This is a genomic window from Dietzia aerolata (assembly GCF_014144865.1).
In the GTDB taxonomy this organism is placed as follows: Bacteria; Actinomycetota; Actinomycetes; order Mycobacteriales; family Mycobacteriaceae; genus Dietzia; species Dietzia aerolata.
Window position 1 is genome coordinate 1 of record NZ_JAALDM010000046.1, and the last position, 20815, is coordinate 20815.

Consider the following 20815-nt stretch of genomic DNA (forward strand, 5'->3'; position numbering starts at 1 on the left):
GGCGGTACCGCCGAGTGCTGGCCGTGGCGTGGGAGAAGCAGTCCGAGTCCAACGCCATGTGGGCACTGTCCCTGCCCGTGCCGTTCACCGCGCCCGTCGGCGCCGGGGCCGGCGGCTACTTCGCCCCGCACGTGCGCTCCTACATCCGCGAGACCGGCGCCCCCGAGCACGTGGGCGCGATGGTCGCGGTCAAGGACCGACTCAACGGCTCCATCAACCCGTACGCGCACCTCAAGCAGCCCGACATCACCGTGGACAAGGTCCTGCAGGGGCAGATGCTGTGGGATCCGATCCGTTTCGACGAGACCTGCCCGTCCTCCGACGGCGCGTGCGCGATCGTGATCGGCGACGCCGAGGCTGCGGAGGCCGTGGAGAACGCCGGCCGGCAGGTCGCCTGGATCCACGCCACCGCGCTGCGCACCGAGCCCGGCACCTTCGCCGGCCGCGACTACGCCAACCCGCAGGCCAGCCGCGACGCGGCCGCCGCACTGTGGGCCGAGGCCGGGATCACCACCCCGGCCGAGGAGATCGACGCCGCCGAGATCTACGTGCCGTTCTCCTGGTTCGAGCCCATGTGGTTGGAGAGCCTCGGGTTCGCGGACCGCGGCGAGGGCTGGAAGATGGTCGAGTCCGGCGCCACCGCGCGCGACGGCTCGCTCCCGGTCAACCCGTCGGGTGGCGTGCTGTGCTCCAACCCGATCGGCGCCTCCGGCATGCTGCGGTTCTCCGAGGCCGCACGCCAGGTGATGAACCGGGCCGAGGAACACCAGATCCCCGGAGCCAGAAAAGCCCTCGGGCACGCCTACGGTGGCGGGGCCCAATATTTCTCGATGTGGGTCGTCGGAACGGAGCGCAAGGAATGAGCAACCCTTACCTGGACGAGACAGGTCAGTATCGGCCCCTATCGATGAGCGACGCAGCCCTGGCGAGTCCCGCCTACGCCGCAGCGCGCCGCTCGTGGGCCGCGACCAACTCTGGTGACCGCGACGCCTGGATCGCCGGCTGGTCCCCCGAGGGCACCATCGAAGATCCCGTGGGCCCGTCGATGTTCGACGCCGAGGGCATCGGCCACACCGGCACGCAGCGGCTCCTGGAATTCTGGGAGAAGGCCGTGGCCACCCCGGACCACATCGAGTTCCGCTTCGACCGCGGGATCGCCGTGGGCGACGAACTACTCTGCATCGGCACCATGCGCACCCACATGGGCGAGAACATCATGGAGATCGACATCGCCGTGGACTACCGCGTCGACTCCGACGGTCGCCTCGTCTCCCTTCGCGCCTTCTGGGAGCAGGACGTGGCCATGGCCTCGGGACTGCGGCCACTGACCGACGACGACAGGGCCGCCATCGCCGACGCCGTCCGGAAGGATGCCTGACATGGCACGCGTAGTGGACGTCGAGTTCTCCGTCCCCGTCTCCTTCTCCCCCGTCGACCAGTACATCACCCTCGCGCGCGGCGCCGAGGCCGCCGGATTCGACCGGGTCGTGCTGCCCGACTCCCTGTTCCACCCGCGGCGGCAGGACGAGGACTACCCGTACACGCCCGACGGCTCGCGCATGTGGGACGAGAACACCGAGTGGGTCGAGCCGCTGATCGCCTCCGCCGCGATGGGCGGGGCCACCTCGACCATCCGGTTCTCTCCGCAGGTGCTCAAGGTCGGGCCGCGGAACCCATTGCTGCTGACCCGGCAGGTCGCCTCGGTCGCGTTGCTCACCGGAAACCGGCTGGACCTGGGCGTCGGCATTGGTTGGGACCCCAACGAGTTCGAATGGTGCGGCGCCCCGTTCAAAGGTCGCGGCAAGCGGGTCGACGAGTCGCTGACGATTATGCGCGAGGGGTTGAGGGGCGAGTGGATGGAGTTCCACGGCCGCCACTTCGACTTTGACGAACTCATCTTCACCCCGGCCCCTGGCGAGCTGGTGCCGTTCTACGTGGGCGGTCACACCGAGATCGCCCTCAAGCGGGCGGCGCGCATCGGCCAGGGCTGGACCAGCGCGATGATGAGCTACGACGACATCGTGGCCACCGTCACGCGCCTGGGCGAGCTGCTCGAGGCCAACGGCCGCTCGCTGGCCGACCGCGGCGACGGCAAGCCCTTCGCCATCCAGGTGGTGTGCATGGACAAGTACGGCACCCGCGGCTTCACCGAGCTCGCCGAGGCGGGCGTCACCGACATCATCGTGATGCCCTGGATGATCGAGGGCCACGGTTTCGACTGCTCCGCCGAGATCAAGCTCGAGTCGATCGCGGCGTTCGGCGACAAGTACGGTCTCACGAGCTGACAGACCGGACTGCCGGCACGAGGCCCGTCCCGCGACATCTGCGGGGCGGGCCTCGTCGTACCGCGACTCCTCCCGCGCACCGACCCCGGTGCCAGTAGCCTGCGCGCACCGATCGCGGTGCGCGCAGGATGTTGGCGCGGACAGCTTTCTGCAGGTAGAACCGCCTTTCGGTGTTGTGTCGGACCTGATTGCTACTGTTTTTCCAATCGAACTCAGAGGCGAGTATCGAACTCGGAATCGAACATTCGGGCGTGAAGGGAGACGCAGGAGAATGGCACCCGTCCAGAGACCGGGACCCCAGGTGCGGGCGTTGACCCTCACCGCAGTCGACGCGCTGCACGCGGAGAACCGCACCGCGGCGGCTCGGCTCAGGGCCTGCCGGGAACTGTTCGCGCTGTGTGAGGACGAACAGTTCGATCGCGCGGTCGCGGCGGGCTACGGCGCCGGTCTCGACGAACGACCGTCGTACGCGATCATCGACCCGCTCCAGATCGCCTGCGCCGAGATCGTCGCGGCCTACGGTGTCCACCACAACCGGGCCCGGAAGCTGATCACTCTGGCCAACGACCTCTGCCTGCGGTTCCCCGCACTGCTGGAGGCCATGGAGACGGGCGTCCTGGACGAGGAGACAGCCGAGATGCTCGCCCGTCATATGCGGCTGATCGACGCCGCCGCTCTCGAGAAGATCCAGCGGGAGGTGGCCGACTGGCTCCTCGACGCCATCAACTCCGGCCGCCGTCCCGGGCGGGACGCGATCCTCGACGAGGCCGACAGCATCACCCGCAAGTACGATCCCGAAGGCGTGCTCGCGCGCCGTGAGCGGGCGCGTGAAGAACGGAACCTATGGCTGCGCCGCGGCCGCGACGGAATGGCCGACCTGACCGCCCGGATCTCTGCTCTCGACGCCCAGGCCATCTTCGAGGCACTGGGCACAATCGCCAGCGTGCAGAAGCGGAAGAATCCCGGCGGCGCGTCCACGGGCCAGCTCCGGGCTGATGCCCTCGTCAATGCCCTCCTCGGCTCGGACGGCAGCGCCCCGGCATCGCCACCGAGCCCGGCCGGCAGTGCCTCGGCGGCCGAATCGGGATCGTCTGCCTCGGATTCGTCTCCTGCCCCCGGAATGGCCGACGCCACCGGGCCGCTCCCGGCGTCGGTCCGTCCTGACATCACGGTGCTGGTGCCGCTCGGCGAGGACGGCCAGCCGGAGGTCTACCTCCCCAGAGGCGGCACCGCCACCATCGAAACCCTCATCGCGCTCCTGTCCCGGAGCATCGGCGCCACCATCACAGTCCCCGACACCGCGCCCGGCGCCGCGGACTCGGAGCTTCTCGCCCGGCGGTACCGGCTCAGCCCGGAACTGGCTCGCCGCATCCGTCTACGCGACGGCACATGCCGCCATCCCGGGTGTTCCGTTCCGGCGAGCGACTGCGACATCGACCACTGCCGCCCCTTCGACCACTCCGATCCCGGCGGTGGCGGACTGAGCATCGAAGCAAATCTCATGTGCCTGTGTCGGCAGCACCACCGCTTCAAGACATTCCACGGTTGGGACTATCACCTGGACCCGGACGCAACGCTCACCGTCACCACCGATACCGGTCACACCATCACCACCGACCCTGCGGGGCCGCTCGCGCGATGGCGCCGAGACGTGGCCGCGGACGCGGAATCTCCGACCGGGCCACCGCCCGGCTCACCGCCGCACCCACGCCGGCGTCCGTGGCTCAGCCCGGGGTCCCAGGCCACACACCAGCACCGACGGGAGCGGGATCTCGCGGCAGAAAGAGAAGCCAACACGATCGCCCGCTTCACCCCGCCACTGCCCCAGCCCGATCACGACCCGCCGCCCTTCTGACCGGTGGCATCCTGCGGCGGCCCTGAGCAGGCGCCGGAAACAACCGGCGCGGCTACTCCGGGATGGTCGCCGTGATGTCTGCGAGGCAGGCCAAGATCTCGCGGTGGGTGTCCTCAGTGGCCTCCAGATGCATGAGATGGCCGGCCCGCGGCACACTGCGGACCTGGCGGACATCGTCGTGGTGGCGATCCAGCTTCTTGAGCGGCTCGCGGCCGTGGAACCCCTCGAGGTCGGGGTCGTGCTCCGAGTAGACGAAGTAGTACGGCACCGGGTTGGTCTGGCGCTCGAACTCCTTGCGCGCACGCCAGGAGACATCCATGGCGCGGTACCACTGCAGTGGGCCGGCGAACCCGGTGCGCGTGTACTCCTTCTCGTAGACGTCCAATTCCTCGGCGGAGAGCCACCTCCACGGCAACTGCGGCGCCTCGGGCAGTGCGTCGAGGTAGCGCGTGCCCGGCGGGTGCTGCCACACGTCGAGGTAATGGAAGTCCGCCGACAGTGCCCAGAACACGCGGGCGAGGAAGTCGCGCTCATGACCCTTCAGATCCACCTCGGCGACTCCCGGCTGCGCGAAGTAGTGCAGGTGCAGAAAGTGCTTCTCCGCGATCATCGCCGATCCCTCCAGCGGCGGGACGGAACCGGCGGTGCCCACGAAGGGGTTCTCCATGCCGATCACCGCGCGGACACGGTCGGGCTCGAGATGACACGCGTCGTAGACAACGCCCGCGCCGAAATCGAACCCCACCAGAACGACCTTCTCGGCGGCACCCCCGCGAGGCGAGACATCGTCGATCACCGCGAACAGGTCGTCGACCACCTCTCGTGGCGTGTAGGCCTCGACGTCCGCTGGCGCATCCGAGCCGCCCATCCCGCGCAGGTCCGGTGCGATCACCCGCCACCCGGCGTCGACGAGCAGCGGGATCATGCGGTGCCAGGTGAACCAGAAGTGCGGGAAGCCGTGTACCAGCACGATCGTGCCGATTGGCCCGGCGCCCTCGCCCGAGGGTTCCGGCTCGGCCGTGACATAGTGCAGCCGCACCCCGTCACGCTCGATGTGGCGGCGCTGCAGCCAGGACTCGTCGTGGATTCGCGGGTCGATCATGATGTCACCTTGCCTGGTCGGGTGCGGGATTCGGCGCGTTTCCGGAGAAGCAGTCGACGCCTGTCTGGTGTCGACGACACGGCCCCGGCACTCCGCCTGGTCGAGCGGGGCGCCGGGGCCGGGAAGGTCGGCCGGGCCAGCCGGGCCGGGGCCGGTCAGGCGATCAGGCCCGGACCGGGCACTTGAAGTCGACCTTCCAGTCGTTGATGGCGTTGAGCCAGCCCGAGCGAAGTCGCGTGGCGTCGCCCATCGAGGTGATGTCGGGCATGTGGTCGGCGATCGCGTTGAAGATCAACTCGATCTGCAGCTTCGCCAGGTTGGCACCGATGCAGTAGTGCGGGCCGTTGCCGCCGAACGTCAGGTGCGGGTTCGGGTCGCGCAGGATGTTGAAGGAGAACGGATCCTCGAAGACGTCCTCGTCGAAGTTCGCCGAGCCGTACATGATCGCGGCGCGGTCGCCCTTCTTCATGGTCACGCCGCCGATCTCGACATCCTCGGTGGCGGTGCGCTGGAACGAGGAGATCGGCGAGGCCCACCGCAGGATCTCGTCATACGTCGTCTCCGGGCGCTCCTTCTTGAACAGCTCCCACTGCTCCGGGTTGTCCAGGAACGCGATCATCCCGTGGGTCGTGGCGTTGCGGGTGGTCTCGTTGCCGGCCACCGCGAGAAGAACCACGAACCAGCCGAACTCGTCGGCGGTGAGCTTCTCGCCGTCCACATCGGCCTGGACCAGCTTGGTCACCAGGTCGTCGCGGGGGTCGACCTCGCGCTTGGCCGCCAGCTCCATCGCGTACCCGAGGATCTCGGCGTTCGCGGCATTGGACTCCTCCGCCAGCTCCGGGATGTCGTAGCTGGTCATCTTGTTGGACCACTCGAAGATCTGGTGGCGGTCCTCCATCGGGATGCCGATGAGCTCGGCGATCGCCTGCAGGGGCAGCTCCGAGGCCACCTCGGTGATGAAGTCTCCGCCGCCCTTGGCCGCCGCGGTCTCGACGATGTTGCGAGCCTTCTCGCGCAGGTTCTCGCGCATCTTCTCGATGTTCCGCGGAGTGAAGCCCTTGGAGATGATCCGGCGGTACTTCTTGTGCTCTTCGCCGTCCTGGTTGATGAACAGGAACCGGGTCATCTCGATGATCTCGCGCTCGGTCCCGGGAGCGAACCGCGGGATGGCGGTGTTCTCCCAGGTCGAGAAGACCTCGTTGGTGCGCCGCGAGATCTCCTTGACGTCCGCGTGCTTGGTGACGACCCAGTAGCCGGCGTCGTCATATCCGTCGACCCCGGGCTCGTTGGCGCACCACCAGATCGGCTCGGTCTGCCGCAGATGCATCCACTCGGGATGCGGAAGGCGCTTCTGGTAGAGCTCCGGGTCGGTGAAGTCGAACCCCTCGGGAATGGTGACTGGCTGCACTGGCACTCCTTGGCCGCGTCGGTTTGCGTCAGGTGTTCACTCCCACAACCCGGATACTGCGAACCCCTCGCCCGGGCTGTAATCTAGAACACGTTCCACACACCATACTAGAACACGTTCAGCTCCGGCCAGGCCTACCTCCGGCCGGATTCCCGGAAGGAAGACCATGGGAAATCCCGTCATCGTCGAGGCCGTACGCACCCCGATCGGCAAGGCACGAGGCGCGCTGTCGGGCCTCCACCCCGCGCACCTGCTGGGCGCCTCCCAGAAGGAGGTCATCCGCCGGGCAGGCATCGACGCCGCCCTGGTGGAGCAGGTCGTCGGCGGCTGCGTGACCCAGGCCGGCGCACAGGGCAACAACGTCACCCGCGGCGCCTGGCTCGCCTCCGGCCTGCCCTGGCAGACCGCGTGCACGACCATCGACTGCCAGTGCTCGTCCGCGCAGCAGGCCAATCACTTCATCGCCAACCTCATCCACGCGGGCGCCATGGACGTCGGCATTGCCTGCGGCGTCGAGTCGATGAGCTGGATCGCGCTCCGCGCGGCCGTCGGCAACGGCGAGAACGGCATGCCCCGCCCCGACGACTGGACCGTGGATCTGCCCGACCAGTTCACGGCTGCCGACCGGATCGCCAAGCGCCGCGGACTGAGCCGCGCCGACCTCGAGGAGCTGGGCGTCCGGTCGCAGGCCAATGCGCAGCGCGCGTGGGACGAAGGCCGGTTCGATCGCGAGACCTTCGCCGTCGACGCCCCCGAGCGCCTCAAGGACGGCACCTACACCGGCGAGACGGTGACCGTCACCCGCGATCAGGGCCTGCGGGAGACCACCGCCGAGGCGCTCGCCGGCCTCAAGCCGGTCCTCGAGGGCGGCCTGCACACCGCCGGCACCTCGAGCCAGATGTCCGACGGCTCGGCCGCGGTCCTGATCATGGACGAGGAGGTCGCCAGGGCGAACGGCCTCACCCCGCGCGCCCGCATCGCCCACCAGGCGCTGGTCGGCGGCGAGCCCGAGTACCACCTCGACGGTCCGGTCCAGGCCACCCAGCGCGTCCTCGACCGTTCGGGCATGTCGATCTCGGACTTCGATCTGTTCGAATGCAACGAGGCGTTCGCCTCAGTGCTCCTAAGCTGGGCACAGGTGCATGGTCCGGACATGGACAAGGTCAACGTCAACGGGGGCGCCATCGCGATCGGCCACCCCGTCGGCAGCACCGGGTCGCGGCTCATCACCACCGCCCTGCACGAGCTCGAGCGCACGGACGGCGAGCGCGCGCTCATCACCATGTGCGCGGGTGGCGCCCAGGCCTCGGCCAGCATCATCGAAAGGATCTGACATGAGTAACAACGTCATCGAGACCGCGGCGGAGCGTCGGCGTGAGGTTCTCGCCGCCCTCTCGTCCGCCACCGGCACAGAGGACGCGGTCCGGACCCTGTCCCACCTCTTGTCGGTCTCTGCCGACGAGGCTCGGGAGGTCCTCCGGGCGCCGCTTGAGGCCTTCGCCGGCGGTTCCGCGTCGACCAAGGCCTCGTCCGAGTCGGCGGGCGGCTTCGCCCTGCACCCGTTCCGCGACTCCGAGGAGCATCGCTCACTGTTCCATTCGCGCTCGTCGGACGCCTCCTCGGCGACCGGCGGCGAGTGGGACGAGAGCCGCACCGAGCAGGAGCGTCGCGAGGGCCTGAGTCGTATCGAGTCGGAGTCGGCGATGTGGTTCGTCGCGGTCGACACAGCGCGCGACGCTCACGTGGGTCTGGTGTTCGGCGAGCAGGTCGACGACGGCGACGTGGACGTGGCCATCTGGATCCGCCCCGAGGAGCGCAAGCGTGGCTACGGCCTGAGCTCCCTCAAGGAGAGTCGCCGCGAGCTCGCGGCGTTCTTCCCGGGCAAGAACGTGATCATCCGCGCACCGCTGGCCGGCAAGTGAGCGACGCGCAGCAGTCCGGGCAGGCCCCGCGCCCCGAGACCGGGACGGACGACCCACGGCGTGCCGCGCCGTGGGTCTCCGGCGTCATCAAGGTGATGTCGCGGGTGAACACCTGGGCGTACCGCGTGTCAGGCGGCCGGGTCGGTGGGAACTGGCGAGTGGGATCGGCGCTGCGGTCGCCGGTTCCGGTGTGCCTGGTGACGACGACGGGCCGCAGATCCGGTGAACCCAGGACGGTACCCCTGCTGCACATTCCGGATGGCGACCGCGTCCTGCTGGTCGCGTCACAGGGTGGCCTTCCCAAACATCCGGCGTGGTACTTCAACGTCAAGGCCGATCCTGAGGTCACCGTTCAGGTGGGTCGCCGGGTCAGGTCGATGACGGCGAGGGAGGCGTCTCCGGCCGAGCGGGCGGAGTTGTGGCCTCGGCTCGTCGAGCGTTACGCGGATTTCGCTGAGTATCAGGCAAACACCAGCCGCGTCATACCCGTGGTGATCTGCGAACCCGTGCGTTAGCCGAACGCTCGCCGAATGGCTGACTTGTCATATTGCGCACGTCAACAACGATGTACGGCGTGAACACCGCACGTTCCCGCCACTCCGGGGCTCGCCATTGACAAAAGTTCATCTTCAGGGGATTCTTATTTGCCAAAGGGCACATTGATGCCGCGATTCGCCGAGAGGATCCACTTTTATGAAGAAGATGACCAGGGCCGCCGCGGCCGCCGCCACGGCGGCCCTCGCCATGTCCGGCGCCGCCGGCGTGGCCAACGCCAGCGTCGGAGATATCAGCTTCGAGATCCCCATTCTGGATGGGATGCAGTCCTCTCAAGTGACCATTCCCGACATGGGCTCCTCGGACCTGGGCTCCACCGAGCTGGTTCCCAGCTCTGTGGGCGTGATTCCCGAGGGCTCCACAGGTGGTATCGGTACGGGTTCGGAGAACCTCGGCGGCTCCGCGGATATCAGCGGCTCGGCCGGGACCATCGGCAACGGGATCTCCGGATCCCTCACCGGCGGTGGCTCTCTCAATCAGATCGGGACCGCCTCGGCGGACTCGATGCGCACGCTCACCGGCTCGGTCGACAACAGCGGCGGGTCGACCGGCGCCTTCACCGACGCCCTCACCGGCTCGATCGACAACACCGGCTCGCTCACCTCGATCAGCGACGCGATCGCCGAGGCCATCGGGACCGGTGGCTCACTGGCCGGTATCAACGAGGCCGTCGCAGGTTCCATCCAGACCGGCGGCTCGGCCGGCGACATCACCACCGCACTCGGTGGGTCGCTCGAGGACATCGGCCACGGCATCGAGGGCTCCCTCGGGGACGGCGGCTCGGCCGGCGATATCACCCAGGCCGTCGGTGGCTCCATCGACGACGGTGGCTCGGTCGAGGGCATCAACGGCGCCATCGCCGGCTCGATCACCGGGGTCACGGGCTCGCTCACCGGCAACGGCGGCTCGACGGGTCAGAGCTCGGACGCCATCACGGGCACCGCGTGGGGGTCCGGTCAGATCTTCCTGGGCTCGGCCGAAGACCTGACCGACGTCAACGGCTCCCTCACCGCGTTCACCGGTTCGCTGGAGAACGGCTCGCTGAACGGCACCGCCTCCGCCGATAACGGTTCAGCGAAGGCCATGGGTTCCACCAACGCTGGCTCCGACATGGGCACCACCAGCATCGAGACCAGCGTCGGTGGCGGCCTGCTTCCGATCATGTCGCTGGGCGGTGCGGTTCTCGGTGGCGCTGCCATCGGCGCGGCCGTGGGTGCCAACGTCACGCTGCCGCCGCTGCCGGGCTTCCCGCTGTGCGACCTGCCGCAGGCGCAGATCAACCAGCTTGCCGGCCTCGGCTCGGTCGACGCGCAGAACTGCCCGGATCCGCAGAACTGATCCGATAGCCAAAGGAGCCCCGCACCTGTCGAAGGTGCGGGGCTCTTTTGTGCCGCTGGGCCGATTGGCCGGGCGCGGGCGCCGTAGGTTAGCGGGCGCCGTAGGTTAGCGGGCGCCGTAGACCGGAACCGGCGTCGGGGACTCGGCGAGCAGACGCGGGACGACGGAGCCGAGCTCGGCCGGATCCCACTTGGCGCCCTTGTCCTCGGCGGCGGCACGCTGCCAGCCGTCGCACACGGTGACCTTGCCGCCCTCGACCTCAAAGACGCGGCCGGTGACGTCACCGGACTCCTCGGAGCCGAGCCACACGACGAGCGGCGAGATGTTGGCCGGGTCCATCACGTCGAACGAGCCGTCCTCGGGCGCGGCCATCTGCGCGGCCATAGCCTCACCGGCGGAGGTGGTCATGCGGGTGCGGGCCGAGGGCGCGATGGCGTTGGCGGTGACCCCGTAGCCCTTCATCTCGGCGGCGGTCTGGATGGTCAGCAGGGCGATTCCGGCCTTGGCGGTGGCGTAATTGCCCTGGCCGACCGAGCCGAACAGTCCGGCACCCGAGGAGGTGTTGATGACGCGAGCGGCGCGCGGGCGGCCGGCCTTGGACTCGGCGCGCCAGTACTCGGCGGCGTGACGCAGCGGTGCGTAGTGGCCCTTGAGGTGCACGGTGGTGACCTTGTCCCACTCCTCCTCGGACATGCCGACGAGCATCTTGTCGCGCAGGAAGCCCGCGTTGTTGACCAGCACGTCGAGGCCGCCGAAGGTGTCGATGGCCTGCTGGATGAGCTCGCGCGCGCCGTCCCACGAGGAGATGTCGTTGCCGTTGACCACGGCGTCGCCGCCGGCGGCCTTGATCTCGGCGACGACCTGCTCGGCGGGGTGCTCCCCCACGTCCTGGCCGTCGATGCCGGCGCCGAGGTCGTTGACGACGACCTTGGCACCCTCGGCGGCAAAGGCCAGGGCGTGCTCACGGCCGATGCCGCGGCCGGCGCCGGTGACGATGACGACGCGTCCGTCGCAGATTCCCATTGATTACTCCTTGATCGTGGTGACAGTGCGGGTGCGCAAGACCAGTGCAGGTACGCAGAGTCGGTTGAGGTGTGTGTTGCCCGGTCGGGCTCAGTGCTTGTTCTCGGCGGTGGAGGCCGTCAGGAACGCGGGCTTCTCGCCGCCGCCGTGGACCAGTAACTCGGCGCCGGTGATGTAGGCGGCCAGTGGCGAGGCGAGGAAGGCGGCGGCGCGGCCCACGTCGGCGGGTTCGGCCATGCGGCCCATGGGGATGGTGGCGTCGACGGCGGCCACCCCGTCGGCGTCGCCGTAGTGCATTTCGGCGAGCTCGGTTTTGACGGGGCCGACGACGACGGAGTTCACGCGCACGGCCGGGGCCCATTCGACGGCCAGCGACTGGGTGAGCGAGTCGATGCCGGCCTTCGCGGCGCCGTAGGAGGCGGTGCCGGGCGAGGGCCGGTGGCCGGAGACGGAGGAGATGTTGACGATCGCGCCGCCGAGCTGGCCGTCGGGCCCATCGGCGGACATGACCCGGTGGGCCTCCTGCGCGACGGTGAGTGCGGACAGCAGGTTGAGGGCGACGATCTTGGAGTGGAAGTTGGCGCTGGCGTCGGCGGCCAGCGCGAACGGGGCGCCGCCGGCGTTGTTGACCACCACGTCGAGGCGGCCGTGCATGGCGACGATGTCGTCGACCATCGCGCGCACCGCCTCCGGGTCCCGGAGGTCGGCGGAGTGGAACTCGAGGTCCGCGACATCGGAACCGTCGTCCGCGGGTCGCCGCGCACAGGTGACGACGACGGCGCCGGCATCTCTGAAGACGCGACTGATTCCGGCGCCCACGCCCCGGACCCCTCCGGTAACGAGGACTACCTTGCCCGCCAGACCAAGATCGATGTTCGTCATGCGTGCTAGCCTACCAAGCAAGCGTTTGGTTAGTCACCGGACCGTTCCGAGACGAGCGGACGGTGGCGTGCGAAGGGAGCACCATGGGCATCAGCGTCGACAAGGGCGCAGACGGTATCGCGACCGTCACCGTCGACTATCCCCCCGTCAACGCCATCCCGTCCGCGGGCTGGTTCGAACTCGGCGAACAGATCCTCGCCGCCGGCCGGGACCCCGAGGTCCACGTCGTGATCCTGCGGGCCGAGGGCCGCGGGTTCAACGCCGGCGTGGACATCAAGGAGATGCAGGACTTCGAGGGCTTCGACCACCTGCTGGCCGCCAACCGCGGCTGCTACGTGGCCTTCAACGCCGTGTACGAGTGCGCGGTCCCCGTGATCGCCGTGGTGAACGGCTTCTGCGTGGGCGGCGGCATCGGACTGGTCGGCAACGCGGACTGCATCGTCGCCTCGGACGACGCGGTGTTCGGCCTGCCCGAGGTGGACCGTGGGGCGCTCGGCGCGGCCACGCACCTGGCGCGCATGGTGCCGCCGCACATGATGCGGACGCTGTACTTCACCTCCCGCAACGTCACCGCCCAGCAGCTGCACAACTGGGGAACGGTGTACGACGTGGTCCCCCGCGATCAGCTCGACGCCGCGGCGCGGGACCTGGCGGAGTCGATCGCCGCCAAGGACACCCGGGTGATCCGGGCGGCCAAGGAAGCCATCAACCACATCGACCCGGTCGACGTGAAGTCCTCGTACCGCATGGAGCAGGGCTTCACCTTCGAGCTCAACCTGGCCGGCGTGGCCGATGAGCACCGGGACGAGTTCGTGAAGACCGGAAAGAATCTAGATAAGCGATCTGAGAAGGCGGGCGACACCAAGTGACCAGCACTCCCACCCCGCGCGACAAGCGCCAGAGCCTGGACGAGGCGGTTTCGCGCCTCGAGAGCGGTATGACCATCGGGATCGGCGGCTGGGGCTCGCGGCGTAAGCCGATGGCCCTGGTGCGCGCGATCCTGCGCCGTGAGGATCTCACCGACCTCACCGTCATCACCTACGGCGGCCCGGACCTGGGCCTGCTGTGCTCGGCGGGCAAGGTCTCCAAGGCCTACTACGGTTTCGTCACGCTGGACTCGGCGCCGTTCTACGACCCGTGGTTCGCGCGTCGCCGCACCGAGGGCTCGATCATCTCCCGCGAGATGGACGAGGGCATGGTCCGCGCCGGGCTGACCGCCGCCGCACAGCGCCTGCCGTTCCTGCCCACCCGCGCCGGCCTGGGCTCGGACGTGTTCCGCTTCTGGGGCGACGAGCTCAAGACGGTCGACTCGCCGTACGACTTCGAGGGCAAGACTGAGACCCTCCTGGCGATGCCGGCGCTGAAGATGGACGCCGCGCTCATCCACCTGGACAAGGCCGACAAGCACGGCAACGCCGCGTTCACCGGCGCGGATGGCTACTTCGACGACCTGTACGCCATGGCCGCCGACACCGTCCTTCTCGAGACCGACGAGATCGTCGACTCGGCGGATGCGCTGATGAACGAGGTCGGCCCGCAGCGCATGCTGCTCAGCCGCATGTTCGTCGACTCGGTGTCCGAGGCCCCGAACGGCGCGCACTTCACGTTCGCCGGCGGCTACGGGCGCGACGAGGCGTTCCAGAAGCACTACGCGACCGCCGCGAAGGACGATCAGGCCTGGGCCGACTTCACGGCCGAGTTCCTGTCCGGGTCCGAGGAGGACTACCAGAAGGCTGTCGCGGCCTTCACCGAGCGTGTGGCCGCCGAGAAGGCCGCCGCATCCGAGAAGGGAGCCAAGTGATGAGCGAGAACAGCACCGACCAGATCACCCGCGCCGAGTACTGCGTCATCGCCTGCGCCGAGATCTTCGCGGGCGCCGGAGAGATCTTCGCCTCCCCCATGACCCCGATGGCCACGATCGGCGCCCGCCTCGCGCGCCTGACCACGGAGCCGGACCTGCTCATCACGGACGGCGAGTACCGCTTCCTCGGCCAGACCCCGCCGCTGGGCAAGCTCATCGACTTCGAGGGCTACATCCCCTTCCCCCGCGTCTTCGACGTTCTGCAGGCCGGCACCCGCCACGTTGTGATGGGCGCCAACCAGATCGACAAGTACGGCAACCAGAACCTGTCGGCGTTCGGCGAGGACATCCAGAAGCCCACGCGCCAGATGTTCGGCCTGCGCGGCGCCCCCGGCAACTCGATCAACCACGCCACCAGCTACTGGGTGGGCAAGCACTCCACGCGCGTGTTCACCGAGTCCGTCGACATCGTCTGCGGCATCGGCTACGACCGCTATGAGGAGGGCGATCCCGCCTTCCGCTTCCACGTCATTCCGAAGATCGTCACCAACCTGGGCGTGTTCGACTTCTCCGGCCCCGGCCGCACCATGCGCGCCGTCACCCTGCACCCGGGCGTCACGGCCGAGCAGGTCGCGGAGAACACGGGCTTCGAGGTCGCGGGCCTGGCCGAGGCGGGCGTCACCCGCGATCCGTCGGCGGAGGAACTGCGCATCATCCGCGAGGTGATCGATCCGCGCGGCTTCCGTAACCGTGAGGTCCCTGCGGAGGAGTCCAAGTGAGTGGCGACGACGACAACACCGCCGGCACCGGCAGCGCTTCGCGCGCGGCGACCCTGGCCACGGACTTCACCAGGCTCGTCGGCGTGGAGTACCCGATCGTCCAGACCGGCATGGGCTGGGTGTCCGGGCCGGAGCTGACCGCGGCCACGGCCAACGCGGGAGGCCTGGGCATCATCGCCTCGGCCACCATGACGTACGCCGAGCTCGAGGACGCCATCGTCCGGACCAAGAAGCTCACCTCCAAGCCCTTCGGCGTCAACCTGCGGGCGGATGCCGAGGACGCCGCCGAGCGGTGTGAGCTGATGATCCGCCACGGGGTGAAGGTCGCGTCGTTCGCGCTCGCACCGAAACCGGAGCTGATCGCACGCCTGAAGGAGAACGGTCTCGTCGTCGTCCCCTCTATCGGCGCTGCGAAGCACGCCGTCAAGGTCGCGTCCTGGGGCGCGGACGCGGTGATCGTGCAGGGCGGTGAGGGCGGTGGACACACCGGCCAGGTCGCCACGACGCTGCTCCTCCCCAGCGTCATCGACGCCCTGGGCGGTGCCGGCAACACCTCGATCCCGGTCGTCGCCGGCGGCGGGTTCTTCGACGGTCGTGGCCTGGTCGCGGCGCTGTCCTACGGCGCCGCGGGCGTCGCGATGGGCACCCGCTTCCTGCTCACCAGCGACTCGCAGGTGCCGGACGCGGTCAAGCAGCAGTACCTCGAGAAGGGCCTTCAGGACACCGTGGTCTCTACACGCGTAGACGGCATGCCACACCGGGTGCTGCGCACGGGCCTGGTCACCGCGCTCGAGTCCGGCAATCCGGCCAAGGGCATGGTCGCGGCCGTGCAGAACGCCAACAAGTTCAAGGCCTTGACCGGCATGAAGTGGCAGCAGCTGGCCAAGGACGGCCTCAACATGAAGCGCTCGTCCGACCGCACGTGGCAGCAGATCGTCATGGCCGCCAATACGCCGATGCTGCTCAAGGCCGGGCTGGTCGAGGGTAATACCGAGGCCGGCGTGCTCGCGTCCGGCCAGGTCGTGGGCATGATCGACGACCTGCCCAGCTGCGACGAGCTCATTCAGCGCGTCATGACGCAGGCGCACGAGCGGCTGGGCGCACTGCGCGACCTCAGATGATCCCCGACCCGCGGCCTGTGAGCTCCGCCCCCCTCTCGCCGAGGGGGGCGGAGCTTTTTCACGCCGTGACATGTGATGCACCAGACACCCCGTTGGTCTAGGCTGAGAACAGTCTTAACTTCTCAGGGGAGCATAAGCCCCCCTCGCTCCCCCGGAGGATCACTTGATGACGCCCCGCACCTTCGCCCGCTCGGCTGCCGTTCTCGGCGCCGCCACCGCGCTCACTGTCGCCGGCGCCGGCGCCGCGATGGCCACGACCCACAACTCAAACGTTGACGGTAACGACGTCTCGGTGACGTTCAAGCTTGACGGCGGTTTGTTTGATGCCGACTTCTGCGGCGCCGTTCTCGCCCAGACCTCCGAGGCCGCCGGCGTGGCCGCCGAGTTCGCAGGAGCCGTCAACGAGGGCAGCCTTCTCGGAATCCTAAAGACCTTGAACGGCAATGACTCGGTCACCGTCCTCAAGACCGACGGGATCCTCATCGACAGCGCGGTGGCGCCCCTGACCCTGGCCAACCGCACCAACACGGTCTACGCCGAGGACGTGCCCTCGAACACTTACGCTCTGGTGAGCGTTTGCGTCTCCGAGCCGACCAAGCCGACCATCAACCCCTTCGTGATCGTCGGCGATCCGCTGGAAGCCGTCATGGGCAGCGTCGACAGCCTTTCCGCAAGCGGCGACGGCCTGGACACCCTCTCGTCCGTCCTCGACAGCGATGACGAGAGCGGCGCCGGCGCCCTCCTATCGTCCGCCCTCGGCGAGACCGACGGCGAAGGAGACGGCGATGCGCTCGGCAACCTGTCGTCCGCGCTGGGCGACGATGACACCGCGACCGAGACTGAAACCGAGTAAGTCAAACTTCGTTTTCAGCGACGCCCGGCCGGGATTGTTCGGCCGGGCGTCGCTGATTTTGCTGAAGACAGTGCGACATTGACCCTTATGGCAAGGCTGAGAATAAGCTAGGATTCTAACGGAGCAGGAGTCGCGATCCACATCGTTCGCCCTCCCGGCCCCACCCTCTCCCCCTCAGAGGGAGCACCTCCATGAAGTCCACCCGTACCGCCCTCCGCAGCATCGGCGTCCTCGCCGCCGCGTCCGGCCTCGCGATCGCCGGCGCCGGCGTCGCCTCCGCGACCACTTCCGAGAACACCGTCGATGGCAACACGGTCTCGGTCACCTTCGCCCTCGAAGGCGATCAGACGTCCGACACGTGCGGTGCGGTTCTCGTGGCACCGAACGCCCTCGAAGGGATCATGGCGGGCCTCGAGCTCGACAATCCCACGGACATCTTCGCCGAACTCAGCAACACCGAAGGCGTCACCGCACTGAAAAACGGGGACTCCTACCAGGTCAGCATTTCGGGCGAAGAGACCGGAACCGTCACCGCGGAGGATGTGGCGGGCGGCATGTACCTGCTGGCATCCATCTGCCTGCCCGACGAGATGGAGCCGGAAACTGAACTGGTCACCGTCGGCGGCATGTTCGACGTCATCAGCGGACTGAGCTCGGACGGCCTGCTCGACACCGCCTCCGCGCTGATCTCCGGCGGCGGCGAGGGTGACATGGGCGCAATCTTGTCGTCGGCCCTCGGCGGCGGCGAGACCGAGGCCGAGTAAGAACACTCAACGCACACCGCATTCACGCAGCGCCCGGCCAAACATTTCGGCCGGGCGCTGTTCGTCGATTGCAGCGCTTCACAATTGACGAACTGCTGGTCACCGGGGCGGGCGGGGTTATATGGGCACCAATTAACCAAGGGAACCCACCGAAACGTCAGATACGTTGCTCTCGCTGATGTAACACTTACAGTCCGCTGAGCGACACAGTGAGGTAGACCACCAAATCTAGGCACGCCTGTGAGGAGCACTCCGTATGACCATCCTGAAGAAGGCCGCAGCCAGCTTCGCCGTTGCCGCCACCGCAGCCGCCGGCATCACCGTCGCCGGCACTGGTGCCGCCAACGCCGCCGTCCCCGTCCATAACATCGCGGGCAACACCGTGAACGTGCACGTCACCCAGCCGCTCGACGGCCAGACCTGCATCGGCATGCTCGTCCCGCCGGCCGCAATGGCAGCCGTCGGCGGCGCCGCCATCGCCGGCGGTGGCGACATCCTGCCGATCCTCAGCGCACTCGGTGACCGCAGCGACGTGATCGAGCTCGACGGTCTCGGCGCCTTCGGCTTCAACCTCCCGGCGACCCTCCCCGGTCAAGAGGGCTGGCTGACCGCCACCAACGTGCCCTCCAACGTCTACGCTCTCGCCGTGGTCTGCCTGGGCGGCGGCGCCCCCATGGAGCCGCACATCTTCCCGGCAGTGGTCGGCAACCCGCTCGAAGCGGCCGCTGGCAGCATGGGCGGCGGCCCCGCCGCCCCGACCGACAACGGCAACAGCGGATCGGCCGGCAGCTCCGGCTCCTGATCGACCTCTCGCGCCACCACGCTGACGCGAAGAATCCCGTAAGCCCCACACCTGTTCCGGGTGTGGGGCTTACGGCATTCAGATCCCGACGAGCGAAAATATGAGTATCTTTACCGAAAGTCGTCCACCTTTCGGGAGATCGCATGAAGACGTTCAGCAGGTTCGGTCGTTCAGCAGCAGCCGCCTCGGTCGCCGCGGCCATGTCGCTCGCCGGAACGGCAACAGGGAATACTGCGACTGTTGCGCCGCCGACCGTCGCAGACGGCACCGTGTCCGCGCAGGTCACGGACCCGATCCCCACCACGTTGCGACCTCCGGTGTTCGGCCAGACCTGTTCTGGAGCGCTGGTCCCCCTCCACGCCGTCCCTGGCCTCGTTGGTCCGCTGCTCGAAGGCGGGACAGCGGACATCCTCTCGTTGCTCGCAGACGGTGATGACGTAACTCTTCTCCACCTTCCCGGCTCACCCCTGCTACTCGCGACTGTGCCTGGAAAGTCCGGCACCCTACTCGCCAACGACGTCGCCGATGACTTCTATGCCACCGCCGTCATCTGCAACGGCGGTAACGCTCCGATGGAGACCAACCTCTTCCTCACCCAGGTCGGCAATCCTCTGGGCGCGTTCGAGGGCAGCGTCACCGGCAGTGTCGGCGGCTCCGGCAGCGCCGAGGGCAGCAGCATCGGCCTCGGCAGCGCCGAACTAGGCATCGGCTCGGAGAACGGGATGATCGACCTCGGCAGCACCTCCGGCTCGAACCAGGGCAGCACCGTGGACCTCGGATTCCACGGCAGCATCGCCGACGTCACGAGCGGGAGCACCGAGGCCGGGATCGACGTCGGCAGCACCGGCAGCGCTGCGGGAATCGAGGCCGGCCGCGGCAGTCTCGAGACCGGCAGCGGTGGCGAGCTCGACACGGCCAGCCTGACCGGCAGCATGTCCGACAGTGTCGAACTCCCCGAGGGTTCGAGCAACGGCAGCAGCATCGACGCCGGCAGCGTCATCCCGATCGCCACCGACATCGCCGGCAGCGTCGGTGACCTGAGTTTCCCCGGCTCCTGACAGCCCCGCTACGCACAAGCAAGAGCCCCGCACCACATTGATGGTGCGGGGCTCTTCGCTGGCCGGGGCTGCGTCAGCGTCAGCTGTCGAGCCGCTCGATGATCGTCACGTTGGCGGTGCCGCCGCCCTCGCACATGGTCTGCAGGCCGTAACGGCCGCCGGTGCGCTCGAGCTCATTGAGCAGGGTGGCGAACAGCTTGGCGCCGGTGGCGCCGAGCGGGTGGCCCAGCGCGATGCCGCCACCGTTGGGGTTGACGCGAGCCGGGTCGGCGCCGATCTCCTTGATCCACGCCAGCACGACCGGGGCGAAGGCCTCGTTGATCTCGACGACGTCGATGTCGTCGATCGACAGACCAGTCTTCTCCAGCGCGTACCTGGTGGCGGGAATGGGCGCGGAGAGCATCATCACCGGGTCGTCGCCGCGAACGGTGAGGTTGTGAATGCGGGCGCGCGGCTTGAGCCCATACTTCTCGACGGCCTCGGCGGAGGCGAGCAGGCCGGCGGAGGCGCCGTCGCAGATCTGCGAGGCCACGGCCGCGGTGAGCGAGCCACCCTCGGCCAGCACGGGCAGCGAGGCCATCTTCTCGAGCGTGGTCTCGCGGGTGGTCTCGTCGGCCTCGAGGCCCGCCAGCGGCACGTACTCGTTAGCGAAGCGCCCCTCGGCGATCGCGGCGCGGGCGCGGGTGTGGGACTGCAGCGCCCACTTCTCCATCTCCTCGCGGGAGATGTCCCACTTGTCGGCCATCATCTGGGCGCCGTTGAACTGCGAGATCTCCTGCTTGCCGAAGCGCTCGGTCCACCCGGTGGAGCCGGAGAACGGGTCGTCGAAACCGTACTCACGTCCCGCGAGCATCGCCGACGAGATGGGCAGGGCGCTCATGTTCTGGACGCCGCCGAACAGGATGACGTCCTGGGTGCCGGACATGATGCCCTGGGCACCGAAGTGGATGGCCTGCTGGCTGGAGCCACACTGGCGATCGACCGTGGTGCCGGGAACACCGAGCGGCATGCCGGCGGCGAGCCACGCGGACCGGGCGATGTTGCCGGCCTGCGGGCCGATGGTGTCGACGCAGCCGAAGACGACGTCGTCGACAATCTCCGGGTCGATCCCGGTCCGCTCGACAACCGCCTTGATGACGTGCGCGCCGAGGTCGGCGGGGTGCTGGGCGGCCAGGCTGCCGCCTCGCTTACCGACCGGCGTACGGACGGCATCGATCACGTAGGCCTCGCGGCCGGTCACGGAACTCATGTCTCTCCTTGGGTAAAC

General features: G+C 68.4%; 21 protein-coding genes. 16 read left to right on the forward strand and 5 right to left on the reverse strand.

Translation table 11 applies throughout. From position 1 onward, the window contains the following. The 4 genes from G6016_RS03495 to G6016_RS03510 form a co-directional block, all read left to right on the forward strand. A partial coding sequence (locus G6016_RS03495) for a thiolase domain-containing protein (RefSeq protein WP_182631318.1) occupies positions 1-863 on the forward strand: 863 nt, incomplete at its 5' end. Further along, positions 860-1378, forward strand: coding sequence for a nuclear transport factor 2 family protein (locus tag G6016_RS03500; protein WP_182631319.1), 519 nt, complete (start codon positions 860-862; stop codon positions 1376-1378). The genes G6016_RS03495 and G6016_RS03500, both read left to right, overlap by 4 nt. A gap of 1 nt (position 1379) precedes the next feature. Beyond that, a complete protein-coding gene (locus G6016_RS03505; RefSeq protein ID WP_182631320.1) occupies positions 1380-2285 on the forward strand; it encodes a TIGR03619 family F420-dependent LLM class oxidoreductase in 906 nt (301 codons plus the stop codon). Positions 2286-2586: 301 nt separating this feature from the next. Beyond that, positions 2587-4140, forward strand: coding sequence for an HNH endonuclease signature motif containing protein (locus G6016_RS03510; RefSeq protein ID WP_380024087.1), 1554 nt, complete (start codon positions 2587-2589; stop codon positions 4138-4140). Between the two features lie 52 nt (positions 4141-4192). Here the strand turns inward: G6016_RS03510 and G6016_RS03515 are convergent, their stop codons facing one another. Together G6016_RS03515 and G6016_RS03520 are read right to left on the reverse strand one after the other, a co-directional pair. Further along, positions 4193-5242, reverse strand: a complete 1050-nt coding sequence (locus G6016_RS03515; RefSeq protein ID WP_182631322.1) for an alpha/beta fold hydrolase — start codon at positions 5240-5242, stop codon at positions 4193-4195. A 163-nt stretch (positions 5243-5405) separates the two neighbouring features. Further along, positions 5406-6650, reverse strand: coding sequence for a cytochrome P450 (locus G6016_RS03520; RefSeq protein ID WP_182631323.1), 1245 nt, complete (start codon positions 6648-6650; stop codon positions 5406-5408). A gap of 166 nt (positions 6651-6816) precedes the next feature. Here G6016_RS03520 and G6016_RS03525 point away from each other — a divergent pair, with 166 nt between their 5' ends. The 4 genes from G6016_RS03525 (at position 6817) to G6016_RS03540 (ending at position 10465) form a co-directional block, all read left to right on the forward strand. After that, positions 6817-7983 (forward strand): steroid 3-ketoacyl-CoA thiolase, encoded by a 1167-nt coding sequence (locus G6016_RS03525; RefSeq protein ID WP_182631324.1) that lies wholly within the window; start codon positions 6817-6819, stop codon positions 7981-7983. A 1-nt stretch (position 7984) separates the two neighbouring features. After that, positions 7985-8572, forward strand: coding sequence for a GNAT family N-acetyltransferase (locus G6016_RS03530; protein ID WP_182631325.1), 588 nt, complete (start codon positions 7985-7987; stop codon positions 8570-8572). After that, positions 8569-9087 carry a nitroreductase family deazaflavin-dependent oxidoreductase gene (locus G6016_RS03535; RefSeq protein WP_380023879.1) on the forward strand — a complete coding sequence of 173 codons (519 nt, stop codon included), beginning with the start codon at positions 8569-8571 and terminating at the stop codon, positions 9085-9087. The genes G6016_RS03530 and G6016_RS03535 overlap by 4 nt, the downstream gene beginning before the upstream one ends. 178 nt (positions 9088-9265) lie before the next feature. Beyond that, positions 9266-10465 carry a hypothetical protein gene (locus G6016_RS03540; protein ID WP_182631326.1) on the forward strand — a complete coding sequence of 400 codons (1200 nt, stop codon included), beginning with the start codon at positions 9266-9268 and terminating at the stop codon, positions 10463-10465. Positions 10466-10570: 105 nt separating this feature from the next. Here the strand turns inward: G6016_RS03540 and G6016_RS03545 are convergent, their stop codons facing one another. Together G6016_RS03545 and G6016_RS03550 are read right to left on the reverse strand one after the other, a co-directional pair. After that, positions 10571-11488 (reverse strand): SDR family oxidoreductase, encoded by a 918-nt coding sequence (locus G6016_RS03545; RefSeq protein WP_182631327.1) that lies wholly within the window; start codon positions 11486-11488, stop codon positions 10571-10573. 90 nt (positions 11489-11578) lie between these two features. Then, a complete protein-coding gene (locus G6016_RS03550; protein WP_182631328.1) occupies positions 11579-12370 on the reverse strand; it encodes an SDR family oxidoreductase in 792 nt (263 codons plus the stop codon). Between the two features lie 83 nt (positions 12371-12453). Here G6016_RS03550 and G6016_RS03555 point away from each other — a divergent pair, with 83 nt between their 5' ends. The 8 genes from G6016_RS03555 (at position 12454) to G6016_RS03590 (ending at position 19548) form a co-directional block, all read left to right on the forward strand. Then, on the forward strand, positions 12454-13239 hold the full coding sequence (locus G6016_RS03555) for an enoyl-CoA hydratase family protein (protein ID WP_119191885.1): 786 nt from the start codon (positions 12454-12456) through the stop codon (positions 13237-13239). Next, complete coding sequence (locus G6016_RS03560; RefSeq protein ID WP_119191884.1) at positions 13236-14171, forward strand: CoA transferase subunit A; 936 nt, start codon at positions 13236-13238, stop codon at positions 14169-14171. The genes G6016_RS03555 and G6016_RS03560 overlap by 4 nt, the downstream gene beginning before the upstream one ends. Beyond that, complete coding sequence (locus G6016_RS03565) at positions 14171-14950, forward strand: CoA-transferase subunit beta (RefSeq protein ID WP_182631329.1); 780 nt, start codon at positions 14171-14173, stop codon at positions 14948-14950. The genes G6016_RS03560 and G6016_RS03565 overlap by 1 nt, the downstream gene beginning before the upstream one ends. Continuing rightward, entirely contained in the window at positions 14947-16071 is a 1125-nt protein-coding gene (locus G6016_RS03570; RefSeq protein WP_182631330.1) for a nitronate monooxygenase, read from the forward strand. Before G6016_RS03565 ends, G6016_RS03570 begins: the two co-directional genes overlap by 4 nt. Before the next feature lie 166 nt (positions 16072-16237). Then, positions 16238-16924 carry a hypothetical protein gene (locus G6016_RS03575; RefSeq protein ID WP_182631331.1) on the forward strand — a complete coding sequence of 229 codons (687 nt, stop codon included), beginning with the start codon at positions 16238-16240 and terminating at the stop codon, positions 16922-16924. Between the two features lie 191 nt (positions 16925-17115). Next, entirely contained in the window at positions 17116-17688 is a 573-nt protein-coding gene (locus tag G6016_RS03580) for a hypothetical protein (protein WP_182631332.1), read from the forward strand. 256 nt (positions 17689-17944) lie between these two features. Further along, entirely contained in the window at positions 17945-18490 is a 546-nt protein-coding gene (locus G6016_RS03585) for a hypothetical protein (RefSeq protein WP_182631333.1), read from the forward strand. A 143-nt stretch (positions 18491-18633) separates the two neighbouring features. Next, positions 18634-19548: a hypothetical protein gene (locus G6016_RS03590; protein ID WP_182631334.1), complete on the forward strand. Its 915-nt coding sequence runs from the start codon at positions 18634-18636 to the stop codon at positions 19546-19548. A gap of 79 nt (positions 19549-19627) precedes the next feature. Here G6016_RS03590 and G6016_RS03595 read toward each other — a convergent pair whose 3' ends face one another. Then, a complete protein-coding gene (locus G6016_RS03595) occupies positions 19628-20797 on the reverse strand; it encodes an acetyl-CoA C-acetyltransferase (RefSeq protein WP_182631335.1) in 1170 nt (389 codons plus the stop codon). Between the last annotated feature and the right edge of the window lie 18 nt (positions 20798-20815).

Coding starts and splice junctions, on each gene's coding strand:
- G6016_RS03580 (WP_182631332.1), top strand. CDS start 17,116: ATGAAGTCCACCCGTACCGCCCTCCGCAGCATCGGCGTCCTCGCCGCC.
- G6016_RS03505 (WP_182631320.1), top strand. CDS start 1,380: ATGGCACGCGTAGTGGACGTCGAGTTCTCCGTCCCCGTCTCCTTCTCC.
- G6016_RS03595 (WP_182631335.1), bottom strand. CDS start 20,797: ATGAGTTCCGTGACCGGCCGCGAGGCCTACGTGATCGATGCCGTCCGT.
- G6016_RS03530 (WP_182631325.1), top strand. CDS start 7,985: ATGAGTAACAACGTCATCGAGACCGCGGCGGAGCGTCGGCGTGAGGTT.
- G6016_RS03550 (WP_182631328.1), bottom strand. CDS start 12,370: ATGACGAACATCGATCTTGGTCTGGCGGGCAAGGTAGTCCTCGTTACC.
- G6016_RS03540 (WP_182631326.1), top strand. CDS start 9,266: ATGAAGAAGATGACCAGGGCCGCCGCGGCCGCCGCCACGGCGGCCCTC.
- G6016_RS03575 (WP_182631331.1), top strand. CDS start 16,238: ATGACGCCCCGCACCTTCGCCCGCTCGGCTGCCGTTCTCGGCGCCGCC.
- G6016_RS03585 (WP_182631333.1), top strand. CDS start 17,945: ATGACCATCCTGAAGAAGGCCGCAGCCAGCTTCGCCGTTGCCGCCACC.
- G6016_RS03555 (WP_119191885.1), top strand. CDS start 12,454: ATGGGCATCAGCGTCGACAAGGGCGCAGACGGTATCGCGACCGTCACC.
- G6016_RS03525 (WP_182631324.1), top strand. CDS start 6,817: ATGGGAAATCCCGTCATCGTCGAGGCCGTACGCACCCCGATCGGCAAG.
- G6016_RS03500 (WP_182631319.1), top strand. CDS start 860: ATGAGCAACCCTTACCTGGACGAGACAGGTCAGTATCGGCCCCTATCG.
- G6016_RS03590 (WP_182631334.1), top strand. CDS start 18,634: ATGAAGACGTTCAGCAGGTTCGGTCGTTCAGCAGCAGCCGCCTCGGTC.
- G6016_RS03545 (WP_182631327.1), bottom strand. CDS start 11,488: ATGGGAATCTGCGACGGACGCGTCGTCATCGTCACCGGCGCCGGCCGC.
- G6016_RS03515 (WP_182631322.1), bottom strand. CDS start 5,242: ATGATCGACCCGCGAATCCACGACGAGTCCTGGCTGCAGCGCCGCCAC.
- G6016_RS03565 (WP_182631329.1), top strand. CDS start 14,171: ATGAGCGAGAACAGCACCGACCAGATCACCCGCGCCGAGTACTGCGTC.